The sequence below is a fragment of the Pseudoalteromonas lipolytica genome, from assembly GCF_900116435.1.
Lineage (GTDB): Bacteria > Pseudomonadota > Gammaproteobacteria > Enterobacterales > Alteromonadaceae > Pseudoalteromonas > Pseudoalteromonas lipolytica.
This window is the reverse complement of the sequence record NZ_FPAZ01000005.1, coordinates 61,757-77,535: the sequence shown is the minus strand read 5'-3', so window position 1 is coordinate 77,535 and position 15,779 is coordinate 61,757. Positions and strand designations below refer to the sequence as shown.

General features: G+C 41.0%; 16 protein-coding genes. 9 read left to right on the top strand and 7 right to left on the bottom strand.

The annotated features are described in order from the left end of the window. Positions 1-13 precede the first annotated feature (13 nt). Positions 14-982: a class 1 fructose-bisphosphatase gene (locus BM378_RS06230; protein WP_036971090.1), complete on the top strand. Its 969-nt coding sequence runs from the start codon at positions 14-16 to the stop codon at positions 980-982. 94 nt (positions 983-1,076) lie between these two features. Here BM378_RS06230 and BM378_RS06225 read toward each other — a convergent pair whose 3' ends face one another. Continuing rightward, positions 1,077-1,397 carry a hypothetical protein gene (locus BM378_RS06225; protein WP_036971092.1) on the bottom strand — a complete coding sequence of 107 codons (321 nt, stop codon included), beginning with the start codon at positions 1,395-1,397 and terminating at the stop codon, positions 1,077-1,079. Positions 1,398-1,440: 43 nt separating this feature from the next. Between BM378_RS06225 and BM378_RS06220 the strand changes: the two genes are divergently transcribed. The 3 genes from BM378_RS06220 to BM378_RS06210 all read left to right on the top strand — a co-directional run bounded on the left by BM378_RS06220 (position 1,441) and on the right by BM378_RS06210 (position 6,005). Beyond that, positions 1,441-1,797, top strand: a complete 357-nt coding sequence (locus BM378_RS06220) for a DUF5522 domain-containing protein (protein ID WP_074988837.1) — start codon at positions 1,441-1,443, stop codon at positions 1,795-1,797. A gap of 181 nt (positions 1,798-1,978) precedes the next feature. After that, the gene (locus BM378_RS06215) at positions 1,979-4,411 is read left to right on the top strand and encodes a TonB-dependent receptor (RefSeq protein ID WP_036971094.1); all 2,433 of its coding nucleotides are present in this window, start codon (positions 1,979-1,981) and stop codon (positions 4,409-4,411) included. Between the two features lie 55 nt (positions 4,412-4,466). Then, positions 4,467-6,005: a tetratricopeptide repeat-containing sulfotransferase family protein gene (locus tag BM378_RS06210; RefSeq protein WP_036971096.1), complete on the top strand. Its 1,539-nt coding sequence runs from the start codon at positions 4,467-4,469 to the stop codon at positions 6,003-6,005. Here BM378_RS06210 and BM378_RS06205 read toward each other — a convergent pair. Next, complete coding sequence (locus BM378_RS06205; RefSeq protein ID WP_036971098.1) at positions 5,980-6,816, bottom strand: sulfurtransferase; 837 nt, start codon at positions 6,814-6,816, stop codon at positions 5,980-5,982. The genes BM378_RS06210 and BM378_RS06205 overlap by 26 nt on opposite strands. A gap of 126 nt (positions 6,817-6,942) precedes the next feature. Here BM378_RS06205 and BM378_RS06200 point away from each other — a divergent pair, with 126 nt between their 5' ends. After that, entirely contained in the window at positions 6,943-7,695 is a 753-nt protein-coding gene (locus BM378_RS06200; RefSeq protein ID WP_036971101.1) for a glycosyltransferase family 25 protein, read from the top strand. A gap of 62 nt (positions 7,696-7,757) precedes the next feature. On the opposite strand, the gene BM378_RS06195 is transcribed toward BM378_RS06200, so the two are convergent. The 3 genes from BM378_RS06195 to BM378_RS06185 form a co-directional block, all read right to left on the bottom strand. Then, positions 7,758-8,159 carry an FAD synthase family protein gene (locus BM378_RS06195; RefSeq protein ID WP_036971103.1) on the bottom strand — a complete coding sequence of 134 codons (402 nt, stop codon included), beginning with the start codon at positions 8,157-8,159 and terminating at the stop codon, positions 7,758-7,760. Then, positions 8,156-9,223, bottom strand: coding sequence for a CDP-glycerol glycerophosphotransferase family protein (locus tag BM378_RS06190; RefSeq protein ID WP_036971106.1), 1,068 nt, complete (start codon positions 9,221-9,223; stop codon positions 8,156-8,158). The genes BM378_RS06195 and BM378_RS06190 overlap by 4 nt, the downstream gene beginning before the upstream one ends. 294 nt (positions 9,224-9,517) lie before the next feature. After that, positions 9,518-10,624, bottom strand: coding sequence for a phosphoribosylaminoimidazolesuccinocarboxamide synthase (locus tag BM378_RS06185; RefSeq protein ID WP_036971109.1), 1,107 nt, complete (start codon positions 10,622-10,624; stop codon positions 9,518-9,520). 217 nt (positions 10,625-10,841) lie between these two features. On the opposite strand from BM378_RS06185, the gene BM378_RS06180 reads away from it, so the two are divergent. The 4 genes from BM378_RS06180 to BM378_RS06165 are packed head-to-tail and all read left to right on the top strand — an operon-like array spanning position 10,842 to position 14,406. Continuing rightward, positions 10,842-11,915: a CDP-glycerol glycerophosphotransferase family protein gene (locus BM378_RS06180; RefSeq protein WP_174403865.1), complete on the top strand. Its 1,074-nt coding sequence runs from the start codon at positions 10,842-10,844 to the stop codon at positions 11,913-11,915. 16 nt (positions 11,916-11,931) lie between these two features. Then, the gene (locus BM378_RS06175; RefSeq protein ID WP_036971112.1) at positions 11,932-12,630 is read left to right on the top strand and encodes an ABC transporter ATP-binding protein; all 699 of its coding nucleotides are present in this window, start codon (positions 11,932-11,934) and stop codon (positions 12,628-12,630) included. Next, on the top strand, positions 12,617-13,909 hold the full coding sequence (locus tag BM378_RS06170; protein ID WP_074988836.1) for an ABC transporter permease: 1,293 nt from the start codon (positions 12,617-12,619) through the stop codon (positions 13,907-13,909). Before BM378_RS06175 ends, BM378_RS06170 begins: the two co-directional genes overlap by 14 nt. A gap of 8 nt (positions 13,910-13,917) precedes the next feature. After that, positions 13,918-14,406, top strand: a complete 489-nt coding sequence (locus tag BM378_RS06165; RefSeq protein WP_036971118.1) for a DUF3299 domain-containing protein — start codon at positions 13,918-13,920, stop codon at positions 14,404-14,406. A gap of 50 nt (positions 14,407-14,456) precedes the next feature. Here the strand turns inward: BM378_RS06165 and mutM are convergent, their stop codons facing one another. Further along, positions 14,457-15,266: a bifunctional DNA-formamidopyrimidine glycosylase/DNA-(apurinic or apyrimidinic site) lyase gene (gene mutM, locus BM378_RS06160; protein WP_036971121.1), complete on the bottom strand. Its 810-nt coding sequence runs from the start codon at positions 15,264-15,266 to the stop codon at positions 14,457-14,459. Then, positions 15,259-15,768: a hypothetical protein gene (locus BM378_RS06155; RefSeq protein WP_036971124.1), complete on the bottom strand. Its 510-nt coding sequence runs from the start codon at positions 15,766-15,768 to the stop codon at positions 15,259-15,261. Before BM378_RS06155 ends, mutM begins: the two co-directional genes overlap by 8 nt. Positions 15,769-15,779: the final 11 nt, after the last annotated feature.

Below are 15,779 nucleotides of genomic sequence, written 5' to 3'. Positions count from 1 at the left end.
TCAGGAAAATAGAATGCGTAGACTCCCACCGGTATTGTTAGAAGATGGCTGCCCACGAGAACTGATTTCATTGATCAGAACGGTTCTTGCGGCATGTAAAGAAATTTCATTCCGTGTTGGCCAAGGCGCCCTTTCTGGCGTATTAGGGTCAACTCTTGATGAAAATATTCAAGGTGAAACACAAAAGAAGCTTGATGTCCTTACCAACCAGCTTTTAAAAGATATCTTATTAGAATCGGGCTACGTAAAAGCCATCGCTTCTGAAGAAGAAGATTTCACTGTAGCAGGGAATCCGGACGCAAAGTATATTGTGGCGTTTGACCCGCTAGATGGTTCATCAAATACCGACATAAACTCCTTAGTTGGTACTATTTTTTCAATAATGGAAGCCCCTGAAGGTGCAGACCCAGCTGACCAAAGTATTTTCATGCAACCAGGTAAAAACCAAGTCGCGGCTGGTTATGTTTTATATGGCCCATCGACAGTACTGGCATTAACAACGGGTAAAGGCACTCGCTTTTTTACGTTAGATAAAACACACGGTACCTTTTTATTAACAGAAGACTTTGCCAGTATCCCTGAAGAGACCAGTGAGTTTGCAATTAACGCCTCTAACCAACGTCATTGGCAACCGGCTATGCAAAACTACATTACTGACTTGATTGCTGGTGATACAGGTCCTCGTGGACGCAACTTTAACATGCGCTGGATTGCCGCAATGGTCGGAGATGTTCACCGCGTGTTATGTCGAGGGGGGATTTTTACTTACCCTACTGACACAAAAGATCCCAATAAACCAAACAAATTACGTTTACTATACGAAGCAAACCCTATGGCAATGTTAATTGAACAAGCTGGCGGTATTGCTTCTACCGGCACTGAGCGCATTATGGATATCCAACCTAATGCCATTCACCAACGTGTCGCGGTGATTTTAGGTTCCAAAAACGAAGTAGAAACTTGCTTGAGTTATCATAAGTAGCGACAGCTATTAAAAATAATAAAACCGTGTTTGTTAAAGCAGCACGGTTTTTTATTTCTCACTCCCGGTTGTGCAATCACAGGGCCAACAAAAGTTACTTAATAAGTGCTAATAACGTAATCAGCGTCTCTTTACTCAGCTCGCCCATTTGCTCAGCATTACTCAACGCGAAAATAGCCCCTTCAACAGCACTTTCATCGATATCTTGGCGTGACTCTAAAACACTCGCCCATAATTCTAACTCATCAATATCAATTTCATTGCTGATCACACGCTCTAGCACATTACAAAAAGTTGCTTTTGTTAGTGTATATATAGCGCCTTGATCATCTGCGGTATTAACGATTACAGCCACAGCTTGCTCGCGTTTCTTACCAAAACTCGCAAACTGACTTAGTGCGTCTAATTTATCCATTTGCTATGCTTACCTATTAATATCAAAAAATTACTTCTAGCCAATGACCATCCTTAGTTGTTCACAGTGTAATGCGACACTGACATGTCGTGCCGACGATATAAACGCATGCTGGTGTAATGAGTTACCTGCTATTTTACCACTTGATGACGCCGCAACATCCTGTTTATGCCGTGATTGTACAATTAAAAAGATAAATCTATTTTTATCTACACTATATGAACAGCCCCTTGCACAGCAATTGGCTTTTGCAAAACCCTTTTCGCATCATGGAAACTTAATAGAAAATCTCGATTACACAATGCAGAACAACTACATGGTATTTAGCCGCTGGTTCTTTTTAAAGCGTGGTCATTGCTGTTCAAATGGCTGCACTCACTGCCCATTTACCGATAAATAACAGTAAAGTAGAGTATTTATTCAATTATTTTGCATTTAATTGCAAATAACGCATGACTGCAAGAATAAAAATACATTATAATTGGATATAAATTCACTTAATATCCCTTATTTATTGCTTAAACTATTAACTTAGTGTGTTTTTTAAGCATAATTTTACTGTAACTTTATCGGAATCAAACATGAATACCTTTAAGCCTGCTCTACTTGCCAGTGCAATTTCTGCGGTTTTAATCAATAGCAACATCGCACTCGCTGCTGATGATACTGTTGAACTTGATAAATCAATTGAAACTATTCAAATCACTGCAACGCGACGAGCAGGTTCAGTACAAGATGCGCCACTTAATATCACCGCTTTAAATGGTGATGTAATTAGCGATCAGAATATTGGCGATCTTGAAGATGTTGCACGCTGGGTACCCGGTTTAACAATTTCTGACCAAGGTGGTCGTGAAGGGTCTCCGATCATTGTACGTGGTCTTAATACAAATACCTCAGACCGTATTTCTGACAGTGGCACTGTTGCAACTTATGTTGGTGAAATACCGCTCAGCATCGATTTGCGTTTAACTGATGTTGACCGTGTAGAGGTCCTCATTGGTCCGCAGGGCACCCTGTATGGTGCAGGTACTTTAGGTGGCGCAATTCGCTATTTATTAAAGCAGCCAGAACTTGATATCACTGAAGGTAAAGTAACCGGTGATGTATTCAGCATGAATGAAAGTGATGGCACTGGCGGTGAGTTTGGTGTGGTATTTAACACCCCACTCATTGACGATAAACTCGCATTACGTGCCAGCTTGAACTATTACGATAACCCAGGTTACATTGATTACACCCACGTGGTTAAAGAGCCGGGTGTGTCTAACCCAAATCCTGACTTTAGCGACAGTAGCGACGTTAATGCGAACCTTAAAAGCGTCAGTGACGTGAACGATGAGCAAATTACCACTGCCCGCTTATCACTGCGTTGGTTAGCAACAGAAACAGTTGATGCAACGCTTAACTACTTCTATCAAAAACAAGAAAATGGCGGCAACTCAACATCGCAATACGGCTCGTTGGCTGATAGCAGTGCTTTGCAAGGCGTATCAGGTAAATACGACAATGTCGCGCGAGTGCTTGAACCTGGTGAAGAAGAAAACGATTTATTAAGCTTAGAAATAAAAGCAGATCTTGGTTTTGCTGAACTTGTTTCAGCATCTGGCTGGTCAAGCTACGAGCAGTCGGGTCAACGAGACCAAACAGATCTACTCTACGATATTTGGTCTGGCTATGCTGATTTCCCTGCATTTGTTGGTTACACGCACGATACATCAGAGCGCGATAATTTCACTCAAGAGCTGCGCCTCGTATCAAACAGCAGTAGTAACCTCAACTGGATTGTCGGCGGTTTCTACAACAAACTAGAAAGCCACTCTGATGACCGCGAGTATACGCCGGGTCTTACTGAGTACTGGGGGGGTGGCATTTTAAATGTAGAAGAAGATCTTGAATACATTCTCATTTCAGATAGTGAAACCACTGAAAAAGCTATTTTCGGTGAAATTGGCTACAGCATCACTGATCAGTTTGATGTCACTTTAGGTACGCGTTTTTATGAATATGACGTATCGACCACGTCGGGCTCTGCAACACCACTATATTCAGGCGACTTTGATTCACTTGATAACCTAGTAATGGAAAATGTCAGTGCAAGCGATAGTGGTAACTTATTTAAGTTTAATGCTAATTACACGTTTGATAATGGTATTCTTGCTTACTTTACCGTCAGTGAAGGTTTCCGTATTGGTGGTGGTAATGGGATTGCACCATGCCCAGACGTATTGCCAGAGCAACAAATCGTTTGTGCACTTCCAAACGAAGAAGATTATAAACCGGATACCACCGTTAACTACGAACTTGGTTTTAAATCATCGTGGTTGCGTAATCGCTTGCACTTTAATGCCGCGCTATTCAACGTTGATTGGAAAGATGCGCAAGTCGGCAGCAGTACTGTTAACGGCCAAGAACTTATCACGTCAAATGCAGGCTCTGCCAACTCAAAAGGTGTTGAACTGTCTACCCGTGCCATGATCGGCGACAGATGGGCTGCTTATGCAACCTACGCGTACGCTAAAGCAGAGCTAACTGAAGATACACCTTATTTATTTGGTGTTCTTGATGACAAACTTGCACACTATCAAAGCTACTATGACGGCGCAAAAGGAGACCGTTTACCGGGAGCACCTGAACATCAGTTCTCATTTGGTCTGCGTTATGAGCAAGACATCCTCGGTGATAAGTTACTTAGCGTAAACTACGGGATTACAGCCCAAAGCGATGTAATCACAAAAGTAGGTTTAAAAGCCGACGGTGAAATACTGCCAGGTTACGCTCTTAGCAATTTATCAGCAAAAATTACAGGCGATATGTGGTCAGCAACCTTATACATCGATAACCTTTTTGATAAGTATGCATTTACCTCTGTACGCCGTGATAAGTCATGGGCAGGACAGTCTCAATATGCTGAGCTAAACAAAGAGTTACCTGAGTTACAACGTGTATATGGCCACTACACAACAGCACCCCGTACTATTGGCTTAAAATTTAGTTATAACTTTGAGCTATAATTAGCCTATCTCATAAAAGCCTTGCTGGTTTACCGCAAGGCTTTTAAGATGAACCATGCTTAATAGTACTCAACACGCGCTTCGCACACATATACATCAACTTCTAGCGAATAAACAACTGGCTGAAGCCCACCAGCAGTTAGTTTTACGCCTGCAGCAAAACCCGCATGATCACGTTAGCTACTTTTTACTCAGTGAAGTAAATACAGCTGCCGGTGATTTAAATAAAGCGGTTAAGTTAATTGAAAAAGCCCTCAGTATTGAGCCTTTAAATATTTATCATTTAAACCTCGCTAAGCACCTTATATTGCGAGGGGAGATAAGTCGCGCCACTGTTCATTATAAAAGTGCAATGGCAACACAGCATTACAGTGCGTTGGAGTTAGATACACTCGCCAACATTGCAACTCGCTTAGGCTATTATGATGATGCCCTTACATTTCAACAATCAGCCTATCAACTTGATAAGCAAACACCTCAAATAAGCTATAACTTAGCAGTGGCCTTAAAAGTTCACGGCCTGTTTGGCGAAGCTAAAACACTATTAAAGCAGCTTATTACTGAACACGAGCACTATTATCAAGCCCATTATTCACTGGCCGAGTTGAACAATACCGAAGAAGCTAAGCAGCACTTAAACGTGTTACACCCCCAAGCTAAACGCGTACATACAGCGAGTGATCAACAGGCGTATTTCCATAGTCTTGCTTTAAATTATGAGCATTTAAACGACTACGAGAATGCATTTAAGTACTTTACGCACAGTAAACAAGCTATTGCGCAACAACTTAACTATCAATCACAGCAACATCGTCAGTTTTGCCAAACATTAATGAGACACAGCACACACAGTCAATTATCCCCTAGTAACTCTGACTTTGCCCCTGTGTTTGTTGTAGGGATGCCGCGCTCAGGCACCACTCTCGTTGAAAAAATACTTAACCAAAGTGATGAATTACAAGGGATTGGCGAACTGAATGATATCGCACAACTCATGCAACATGGCACACAATCAAACCGTGTTATTGATAGTGAAATGTTCGCCAAGGCTTACGCTAGCGCTGACATTCACCAAACAATAACCCACTACCAACAACGAGCCGAAAAACTCAGTAACACACTGCGCAGTTGTGATAAACAACCGTTTAATTTTTACTATATTGATTTTATTTTAGCGGCTTTTCCTCACGCCAAAATAGTGTGTATGCAACGAAATTGGCATGATTGCAGCGTAGCCAATTACAGGCAGTTATATAACCCGCAAAGTGTCTTTCACCATTACAGCTTTACATTTTACGATATTGTCGCCTTTCACCAAGACTACACCGCTTTAGCGACGCACTTTGCCACTAAGTACCCTAAACAAGTGTATTTACAGAGTTACGAGCAGTTAGTCGAAGAGCCAATTAAACAAACCCAAAAGCTCTATGCATTTTGTAACTTAAATTGGCAAGCAAGCTGTTTGGCATTTTATAAAAATAACGCAGCATCAGCGACAGCGAGTAAAAAGCAAATTCGCCAGCCACTTAACAAAAATAGTATCGGCAGCTGGCATAACTACGCTGCATTTATTGATGCGGGCCTTTTTCAATAGGTAAATCGTGACAAGCGCCCCACTCACTCCAAGAACCATCGTAAACCCGAAGGTTAGTATAACCACACTCATCCGCACACAAAGCAAGGGCACAGGCCGTCACTCCTGAGCCACAGCTAAATTGCAGCTGAGTGTGTCCATTTACATGTAAGTTGAACAATGTGTGCAGTGCATCAAGAGACTTAAGCTCCCCGTCATTCAATACATCTGACAAAGGTAAAGAACGACTACCCGGAATATGACCACTGCGCATGCCATCACGTGGCTCTGCTTGCTCGCCAGTAAAACGAGCTGTAGGCCTTGCATCTAGCGTGATAATACTCGTATCTGAAAGTGAATTTAGTACCTGATCTGCCGTGATAAAATAATCTTTACGGGGCTGTGCAACAAAGTTACCTTTTGTTGTCGGCGTATAATACTCAGAGTGAACATCAAATCCCTGAGCCAACCACTTTGCTAAACCTCCACTTAAGACTTTTACGTTATCAAAGCCCATAGCCTTAAACATCCACCATGCCCGTGCTGAACTAAATAAACCTTGGTCTTCATAAATAACAACACGTGAATTCTGATTAACTCCCGCGACTTGCATGTGTTCGGTGAATTGCTCGCTACTACACATCATACTTGGGACCGGATTACTGTTATCAGCCAGTGTATTTTTAAAATCAAAGCGCTGTGCATTCGGTAGCATAGCGGCTGGAGCGTAGCTGCCCTCCTGACCTGGGCGAACCATACCCGCATCAAAAATAACCAGATCCTTCGCTGTCAGGTTATTATTTAACCATGAGGCTGAGACTATATTTTTCATTTAATTCCTGTTTAATCATAAGTGTTTAAACGCTGCAAACGCAATTCATCAAACTTTCAAATTCTGGATGTATCTTTTATTCTAAATGTTAGAATAAAAATTAGAAAAGGTTAATTAATAGAAGTCATGTCAGTTCCTATATTTGTCATTAACATGCAAGGCAGTGAAAAGCGCTGGAAAACACTCAATAATAGACTTGCGAACTTAGGTATCAGCGCCGAGAGGTTTCCTGCGACAATTGGCAAGGAACTCACTAAAGAGCAATTAGATGAGTGGTATTCACCGCAAAACAATAAACAAAAATATCATCGTGACTTAACGCTAGGCGAAATAGGCTGCTATGTAAGCCACATGCGTATATGGCAAAAAATGGTCGATGAAAAAATTAATTATTGTTTAGTGCTTGAAGACGACCTGTTTATTGAAGAGCACCTAATATCAATCATAGAATTATCAAGTTCGCTGCATGGTTGGGATCTCATTAAGCTTTCTGACAACAGAGATTTTCCGTTTATTGATAGCAAAAGCCTTCAACATAATTTCACACTTGGTAATTATCGAAAAGCCCCAAATGGCACACAGGGATACTTAATAAGTTTACCTGGAGCAAAAAAATTACTTACTCGAAAACCCTTCTGCCGGCCTGTCGATGTGGATATGCAATTCCATAGCGAGGTAGGGCTGCAAATGCTAGGTATCAAACCCTATCCAATTTCAGAAGACAGAAGTTTTGAAAGTGATATAGTGATGGCAAATTCTGGAAGGCACTCATCACGATCCACATTCCTTAGGAACCTCAAATACAGAACTTGCATGTATTTGCAGCGAAAAGTGAAAACTGCAGAGTTAGAGAAAATAATGACCGAAAAAGAGACCTAATATTAAGTTGAACAAATATCAGGCGGTCAATTCACTCGCACAAAATAATGTGGTAGTTTTTGTTATTTACTCGAAGGATCGCGCACAACTTCAATTATCTCAGTTGTTGAGATTGATGGTGTTCGCTTTAAATAGACTACATCGCATAAATGCTTAAACTGATCAAAACGGCCCGCCCAATCATCTCCCATAACAAGAAGTTGAGCTTGGTGATCTTTGATATATTCAGCTTTAAGCTCCAATGAATGCTCAATAAATACTTCATCGACACATTTCATCGAACTAATAATTTTTAGTCTATCTGCTTCACTGTATACAGGTTTTCGTCCTTTTTTATATAAGTTAAGGTCATCAGAAGAAACCCCCACAATTAAATAATCTCCAAGCGCTTTTGCCCGTTCTAATATATTAATGTGCCCTACATGAAAAATATCAAACGTACCAAACGTTATAACACGTTTCATTTATGCTCCTCTAAATAAGAGACAATTCTCTTTGCTGAGTGTCCATCCGTCTTCCCTGCAAGCTTATAAATAATGTTTTCCCTTAATTCAACAAATTCAGCAGGTTGCTGTTCTGCAAACCCAATGATAGATTGTAATTCTTCGTAGCAGCTAGCTCGATTACAAAGCTGATGGAAATACTCAATATCGTCATCCAACCTTGCTTTCAATCTAAAAGAGAAAATTCCTTTGTAAGACCAACGTAACTTGTAAAAATCACACCAAACAACAGGTTTACCTAATGCCGCAAATTCAAAAATTGCTGATGAAGCATCCGATATCATAATGTCAGCAATGTCCAAAAAAGGGGTAAGGTCAAAATCATACTCGCTTGCTACGTACACATTATTAAACGTTGCCCATTGCTCTAGCTTTAAACGTTGCTTTTTATACCTTTGTTTAAACAAACTAAAATGATGAGGTTTTATAATTATATTGAAATCACGGTAGTGAGAGGGAAAATCATCGCTAAAACATTCAATAGAGCTGGGGTAAAAAGTAGGGGCATATAAGAGTGTTTTTTTACAAGGATCTAATCCTAAATCACTTAAATCAAGCTTTTCAAGTGTTTGATTAAATATGGGATCAAGCTTCGCATAACCAACATCGATAAAGTTACTATGTGGGTAAAGACTTTTCAAACGCGCTAACCTATGCTCACCTTCTACAAAACGCACTGTCGTTTTGTTTTGAGATACATCGTAATAACACTGCTTTGGCCCAATTCCATGCTGCATTAAAACAGTCTTTTTATTTAAAAGTTCAACTTTTTCAAAGCTATTGCCAAACACGATCCAATCTGCATTTGAGTTTTGATAAAAATTAAATGCATCATCACTGCTTGCTAACCAAATAGCATTTATTGAGTTTTTATTTATAAAGCTATGGCTAACATCTACACTTCGCCTATCTTGGTTCTTGTAAAAAACCATCGAAACTTTATGACCTTTTGATAACAATTCCTGTAAAACTGGCACATATTGAGGAATGTAATACAGGTGCAGTACGTCAAAGTATAATTGCATTTTTCACAACTTAATTACCAAAAGGGGGCTCATTGTACATAAATAGATTTTTTGTTTCAGCCATCTAACCTAAATAAAAAGAGGCTAATAACACCCTATCAAACTAAATTAGACTTTTAGAATACAGAGGGTATCAAAGTTCTTAAAACAATGAAGCATTAATCTTTCTCTGCTCTACCTAGATAATAAAACGAGTGATATTTCCCCCCCCTCGAAACAAAAAAGCCAAGTGCCCTTTTAGCAAACTTGGCTTTTATACGCTACACCGGTGCGTCACTTGCGAAAGAATACAGCTTAGCCCTGCTTAATTAAGCCGTACTCTGTATCTAAAATGGCAATCACTTCACTGCGTGGATCACTTGGAATAGTGATCTCTTGGCCAATGATCTTACTTGCAATACCCACATAAGTATCAGATACCTCAAGCATCACAGATTCTGGCAAGGTGTAGTCTTTTGCAAGCTGCTCACGCTCATCCATACGATCTTTGTTTAATAACACATCACTGTCAGGCACATTATTGATTAATAACTGACGGAAGCCTTCTTTAGAGTTTTCGATAATTTTACCATCGCGATACGCTTGCCCATCCCAAATACGTGATGAATCAGGTGTACCCACTTCGTCGATATATATAAGTTTGTCAGAACCATCAACGTCTTCAACGTAACCAAACTCAAATTTCGTATCTACAAAAATTTGGTCAAGTTTTGCAAGCTCTTCGCTGATTAATTTAAAGCCTTCAACCAGTAACTGTTCGTACTTCGCAACATCATCTTCCGACTTAAAATTAAACACTGACAAGTTATTAGTGATGTTTTCACGCGTGATATTGACATCATCCACTTCGGGGATCTCAGCTACGCCGGTAATAATTCCTTTCGTTGAAGGAGTGATAAGTACGTTATCTAGCTTTTGATTTGCTGTTAGACCTTCTGGTAAATCGATACCACAAAAGTTACGAGTACCCTTTGCGTAATCGCGCCACATGCTGCCCGTGATGTATTGGCGTGCAATTGCTTCCACTTTGACTGTACTTGCTTTGCGTACAATCCACACATAAGGGTGAGGAATATCAACGATGTGGTTACCAGCAAGGCCTGCTTTATCAAACAATTTAAACCAATGAGATGCAACTGAGTTTAACGCGATCCCCTTACCAGGCACGCCATTTAAGCCATTCTCACCTTGCCAAATACAATCAAATGCTGAAATACGGTCAGAGATAACCATAATAGCAAGCTCAGTCCCCTTTGGAACCTGATACCCTTTTTCACTAATTAAACGCGCGCTGTCCTCATCAGTTAACCAATAAACTGAACGCACTTTACCACTGTGTACCGCACCTTTGGTACGGATCGGTAAATCATCGTTTACGTCTAAAACTTTATAGCTAGTCATGCTATCTCCGATAGTATTTGGCATGCTCTTAAAAGCACATGTATGGGATTGGGGTTATGGCCGCCTATAATAATCTAGACGCTGTGAAAGCTCAATCATTGCGCTCAGATCCGCTACGAGGCTCCGCAGATAAAATCAAAAAAAATTAAAATCTCCGTAATTTTGCTGTCATAAACAATATTTAGCTATAATACGCCTCTCGCAATAGGAGGTTTTTTTGGATTACTTAACAGCTACCGCAGAAAAAAAATACTTAATGTATATTTCACAAAACTATTCGTACGCTATTTTGCGCCCATTACAGCAAGAGATCTTAGCGCGCGGTGGCCAAGTTAGGTGGTTTTTAGAGGGTAGCAACGTTAATCATGAATTCTTAAATGAAGGTGAACAGACTCTGAGTACTATAGAAGAGATTCACAACTGGCAACCTGATGTTGTTTATGCACCTTCAAATATTATTCCTACATTTATTCCAGGAATTAAAGTCGGCGTTTTTCATGGGTTTGATGCCGGAAAGCTAAACAGAAAAGGCGAGAATGATCACTTTAAAATTCGTGGTTGTTTTGACTTATATTGTACTCAAGGACCGAATACAACGGCTCCATTTAAGGCACTTGCAACAAAACATGGCTTTTTTGAAGTGAAAGAAACCGGTTGGCCAACGCTCGATCCGTTCTTTTCACAGATCGCAAATAACCCTTATAAAAACCCAAATGATCCTAGAAAAACCTTATTGATCTGCTCAACGTTTTCAAAGCGATTATCGCTAGCCCCTAAACTTTACGAACACATTAAAGCATACAGTCAGCAAGGTAAGTGGCGTATTTTAGTGCAATTCCACCCAAAAATGCCGAGTGAGTTAGTCGAGCAATATAAAGACTTACAAAACGATAATTTAACTTTCGTAGAAACCGATAACGTATTACCGCTACTACAAGCGGCAGATGTCATGCTCTGTGATACCTCCTCTATTCTGCTGATGTTTTTACTGCAAAGAAAGCCCGTGGTAACTTTTTGTAATCAAGCACCCGGTGAGCACCTGATTGATGTAACAAACCCAGATAAAGTTGAAGAAGCAATCAATTATGCGCTCACAACGCCTACTGAGCTGATGACAAAAATTGAGCACTTTTGTCAGCAGTTGCACCCCTACCAAGATGGCTTATCGAGTCAGCGTGTACTTGCAGCAAGCAATGAATTACTATTGAACAATCCAGTACTTAAGCCAAAACCACGTAACTTTATTCGTAATTTTAAAATGCGTAAAAAGTTAAATTACTGGCGATGGTAACAACGAATAGGTCGTTATGATCACGCTTTCAAATGTGCTTTTTAAATGGCACGCACAACAAGCTTCGCCCACCATTAATATTGCTTCGCTGCATATTGAGCAAGGTGAGCATGTGTTTTTACATGGCCCGAGTGGTTGTGGTAAGTCGACGCTATTGTCTTTGCTTGCGGGCGTCACCACTCCCAACCAAGGGACTATCACTCTTTTAGATAAGGCTGTTAACCAATTAAGTAATAGTAAACGCGATCGTTTTCGAGCCGATCACATTGGTTATATTTTTCAAAACTTTAATTTATTGCCGTATTTATCACCTATTGAAAACGTAATTTTAGGCTGCCAATTTTCTAAATTACGGCAAAAGCAGGCGCTTAATAACAGCCCTTCTATTAACCTTGAAGCAAGTCGTCTTTTAACAGCACTTGGTTTGACAGATGCGTTACAGCATCAGGCTGTCTCTAAACTGAGCATCGGTCAGCAACAACGTGTTGCAGCTGCACGTGCATTCATTGGCAGCCCTGAAATTATTATTGCCGATGAACCGACCTCCGCACTCGATACACAAAATCGCCAAGCATTCGTTAAATTGCTGTTTGAACAAGCTAAAGCAACGCACAGTACACTGGTATTTGTAAGCCATGACGAAACCTTGCAAGGGCTTTTTAAGCGCAGTGTTAACCTTGTTGAATTACAAGGAGGCACACATGTCGCTGCTTAAACTCGCGATTAAAAGTTTACTAAACCGCAAAGCTAGTGCCTTACTCACCTTATTTACGATTGCCATTAGCGTCATGCTCTTGATGTCAATTGAGCGAGTGCGGGTCGATGCTAAAAGTAGCTTTAGTAACACGATTTCCGGCACTGACTTAATTGTTGGTGCTCGCACCGGCGACATCCAATTATTGTTATCTTCGGTGTTTCGTATTGGCCATGCTAATAACGGGGTTAGCTGGCACAGCTATCAATACATTACGCAACAACGTGGCGTAAAATGGGCCATTCCACTGTCGTTGGGTGATAGTCACAAAGGCCTTGCAGTGCTCGGGACCAATAAAGATTATTTCAACCATTATCGGTTCGGAAAAAAGCAGCCTCTTCGTTTTGCATCAGGCCAGCAGTTTAATCACTTATTTGAAGTGGTGCTGGGTTCAGAAGTTGCCAGTTCGCTTAATTATAAATTGGGCGATAAAGTCGTTATTGCGCATGGCATGGGTAACACTAGTTTTCATAATCATGATGATAACCCATTCACGGTAGTCGGTATTTTAGAGCCAACAGGTACGCCGGTTGATAAAACTCTCCATATACCACTTGCTGCAATTGACACGATTCATGGTAAATCTCATACGCACGAAGCCGACCATGTCGAAGATGAATCTCATGAGCATGAGCATGAGCATGAGCATGAGCATGAGCATGACGAGATTAATTTGGTTGGAAATCCTAAGCAAATCACCGCTTTTTTGCTTGGCTTCGATTCACCGCTTTACACATTACAAGTTCGCCGTAATATCAACCAATATAAACCGGAGGCTTTATTAGCGATTATGCCGGGAGTCACATTGCGTGAACTGTGGGAGATGCTGTCAATTGTCGAAAAAATCTTGCTGCTGTTTTCCATCGTCGTGGTCTTAATTAGTTTACTTGGTATGCTAACTAGCCTGTTATCGAGCCTAAACCAACGCCGAAGAGAGTTGGCAATTTTGCGTTCTGTTGGCGCGAGACCGTGGCATATATTCACCTTGATCAGTGTTGAATCGATTCTCATCACTGGGTTAGGTTGCCTGCTCGGCATTGTACTGTTCTATGGCTTAATGCTACTGAGCGCAGATTACTTGCAAAGCCATGCAGGAATAAGTCTAAATATAGCGTTATTGTCATCCTATGAACTCATGCTATTAGCTGCGATAATAGCAGCAGGCTTTATTGTTGGGTTAATTCCTGCGACCCGCGCGTATTTCTACTCACTTGCAGATGGTATGAGTATTAAAATTTAAGGAATGTTATGCAGTTTTTTCAAAAGTTCGCAGTCTTAGCGACATTATTACTATGCACAGGGGCTTATGCTGGACCACCAAAGGAAATCTTCTGGGAAGATTTAATCCCTAAAGGGCACGTGCAAATTGACACGCAAGCACAAGCAAACCATGAAGGCAGCGAGCAAAACTGGGTACAACCAGACCTTGATGCTCCTGTAGTCAAAGAACTTGATGGCCAATCAGTCAGCCTTCCGGGCTTTGTCGTCCCGCTTGAAGGGGACAGTGAGGTAATTACTGAGTTTTTACTTGTGCCGTATTTTGGTGCTTGTATTCATGTACCACCTCCACCGCCTAATCAAATTGTTCATGTAACCATTAAAGGTGGCGTACCAATCGAGAGCCTATATGATGCCATTGTGGTAACAGGGGTAATAAGCACTGAGACTTGGTCCGGTGAAATAGCCCAAGTAGGCTATAAAATGAAAGCCGTCGGTGTTGCCCCGTTCGAGCTATAATTAAAAAGCACGCCAACGGGCGTGCTTTTTACTGCCTTATTAATACACGCTTATTTTTGGCAATTTGCACAAAACACGGTACTTCTTTGGCCTAATCTAATTTCTTTTAACGGCTCTTTACAGGTAACGCACGGCTCACCTTTGCGGCCATACACCAATAATTGCTGAGCAAAATAACCCGGTTTACCATCACTTTGCGCAAAATCTTTTAACGTCGTGCCGCCTTGAGTAATCGCCGCAGCTAGTGTGTCTTTAATTATAGGCACTAATTGTTGATAACGTTTTAAGGATACCTTTCCCGCTTCACGTTTGGGGTGGATCCCCGCTTTAAATAGCGACTCATTGGCGTAGATATTCCCCACACCAACAACCACGGCATTATCCATAATAAATTGCTTAACCGGTACTTTCTTGTTTCTTGATTGCTCGTATACACGCTCAGCAAAAAAATCATCAGTAAGAGGTTCTGGGCCTAGCTTGGTCAGTAAAGTATGGCATTCGCCAGGTGCTTGCCATAAACATGCCCCAAAGCGGCGCGCATCATTTAGCCTAAGCGCTTTTCCAGACTCTAAAACAAACTCGATATGGTCATGTTTTTTAAGTGGTTCATCGGCATTCACAACGCGTAAATTGCCTGACATTCCCAAATGTAATATGACACTTCCACGCTCACAACCCAGTAATAAATACTTTGCTCTGCGTTCAATCGAGGTAACTTTAAGACCTTGTAACTGATATACATCATCAGGCACTGGCCAGCGCATGCTGGCATTATGAATATTCACTTTAGTCACTACGTGGTCGAGCACATGCGGAGTAATCCCCAACCGACTTACTTCAACTTCTGGTAATTCAGGCATCTGTCATTCTCTTAAACGGATATAACGGAAATAACTGAGTGGCATCGGCGTGTTCAAGCGCAAATACACGCTGTAACTGCTTATCGAGTAGGTAGTAATTTCCTTCAATGGTATAAAGTTGATACACCGCAGGTAATTGCTCACCCGCTAACCACACTGAAGCAACATAGTTCGCTGATGTCTTCGAAAGCTTACTCACAGGTATACTTGCAAGATTGAGCTGTTGATGCTGCCACAGCTCAACTAATTGCTCTAACACTTGTTCATCCCCGTGCCATGTTGTTTCTTGTAAGGTTTGACTACGCCAAGAAGTGCCAATTCGCTCAATTTTAAGTTCGGGAAATGCCATCGCCAAAATAAAACTTTGTTCAGGTAGCAGCGCGTGCATGCCGTCCTCTGCAGGTTGAGTATTGAGCTTTTTATGTAAACCATTGAAGAAAAAAATCATCAATAGCATTGAAATAATGACCACATTATTCCACGCTTTTCTGCTCAATCGCATGTGTATCTTCC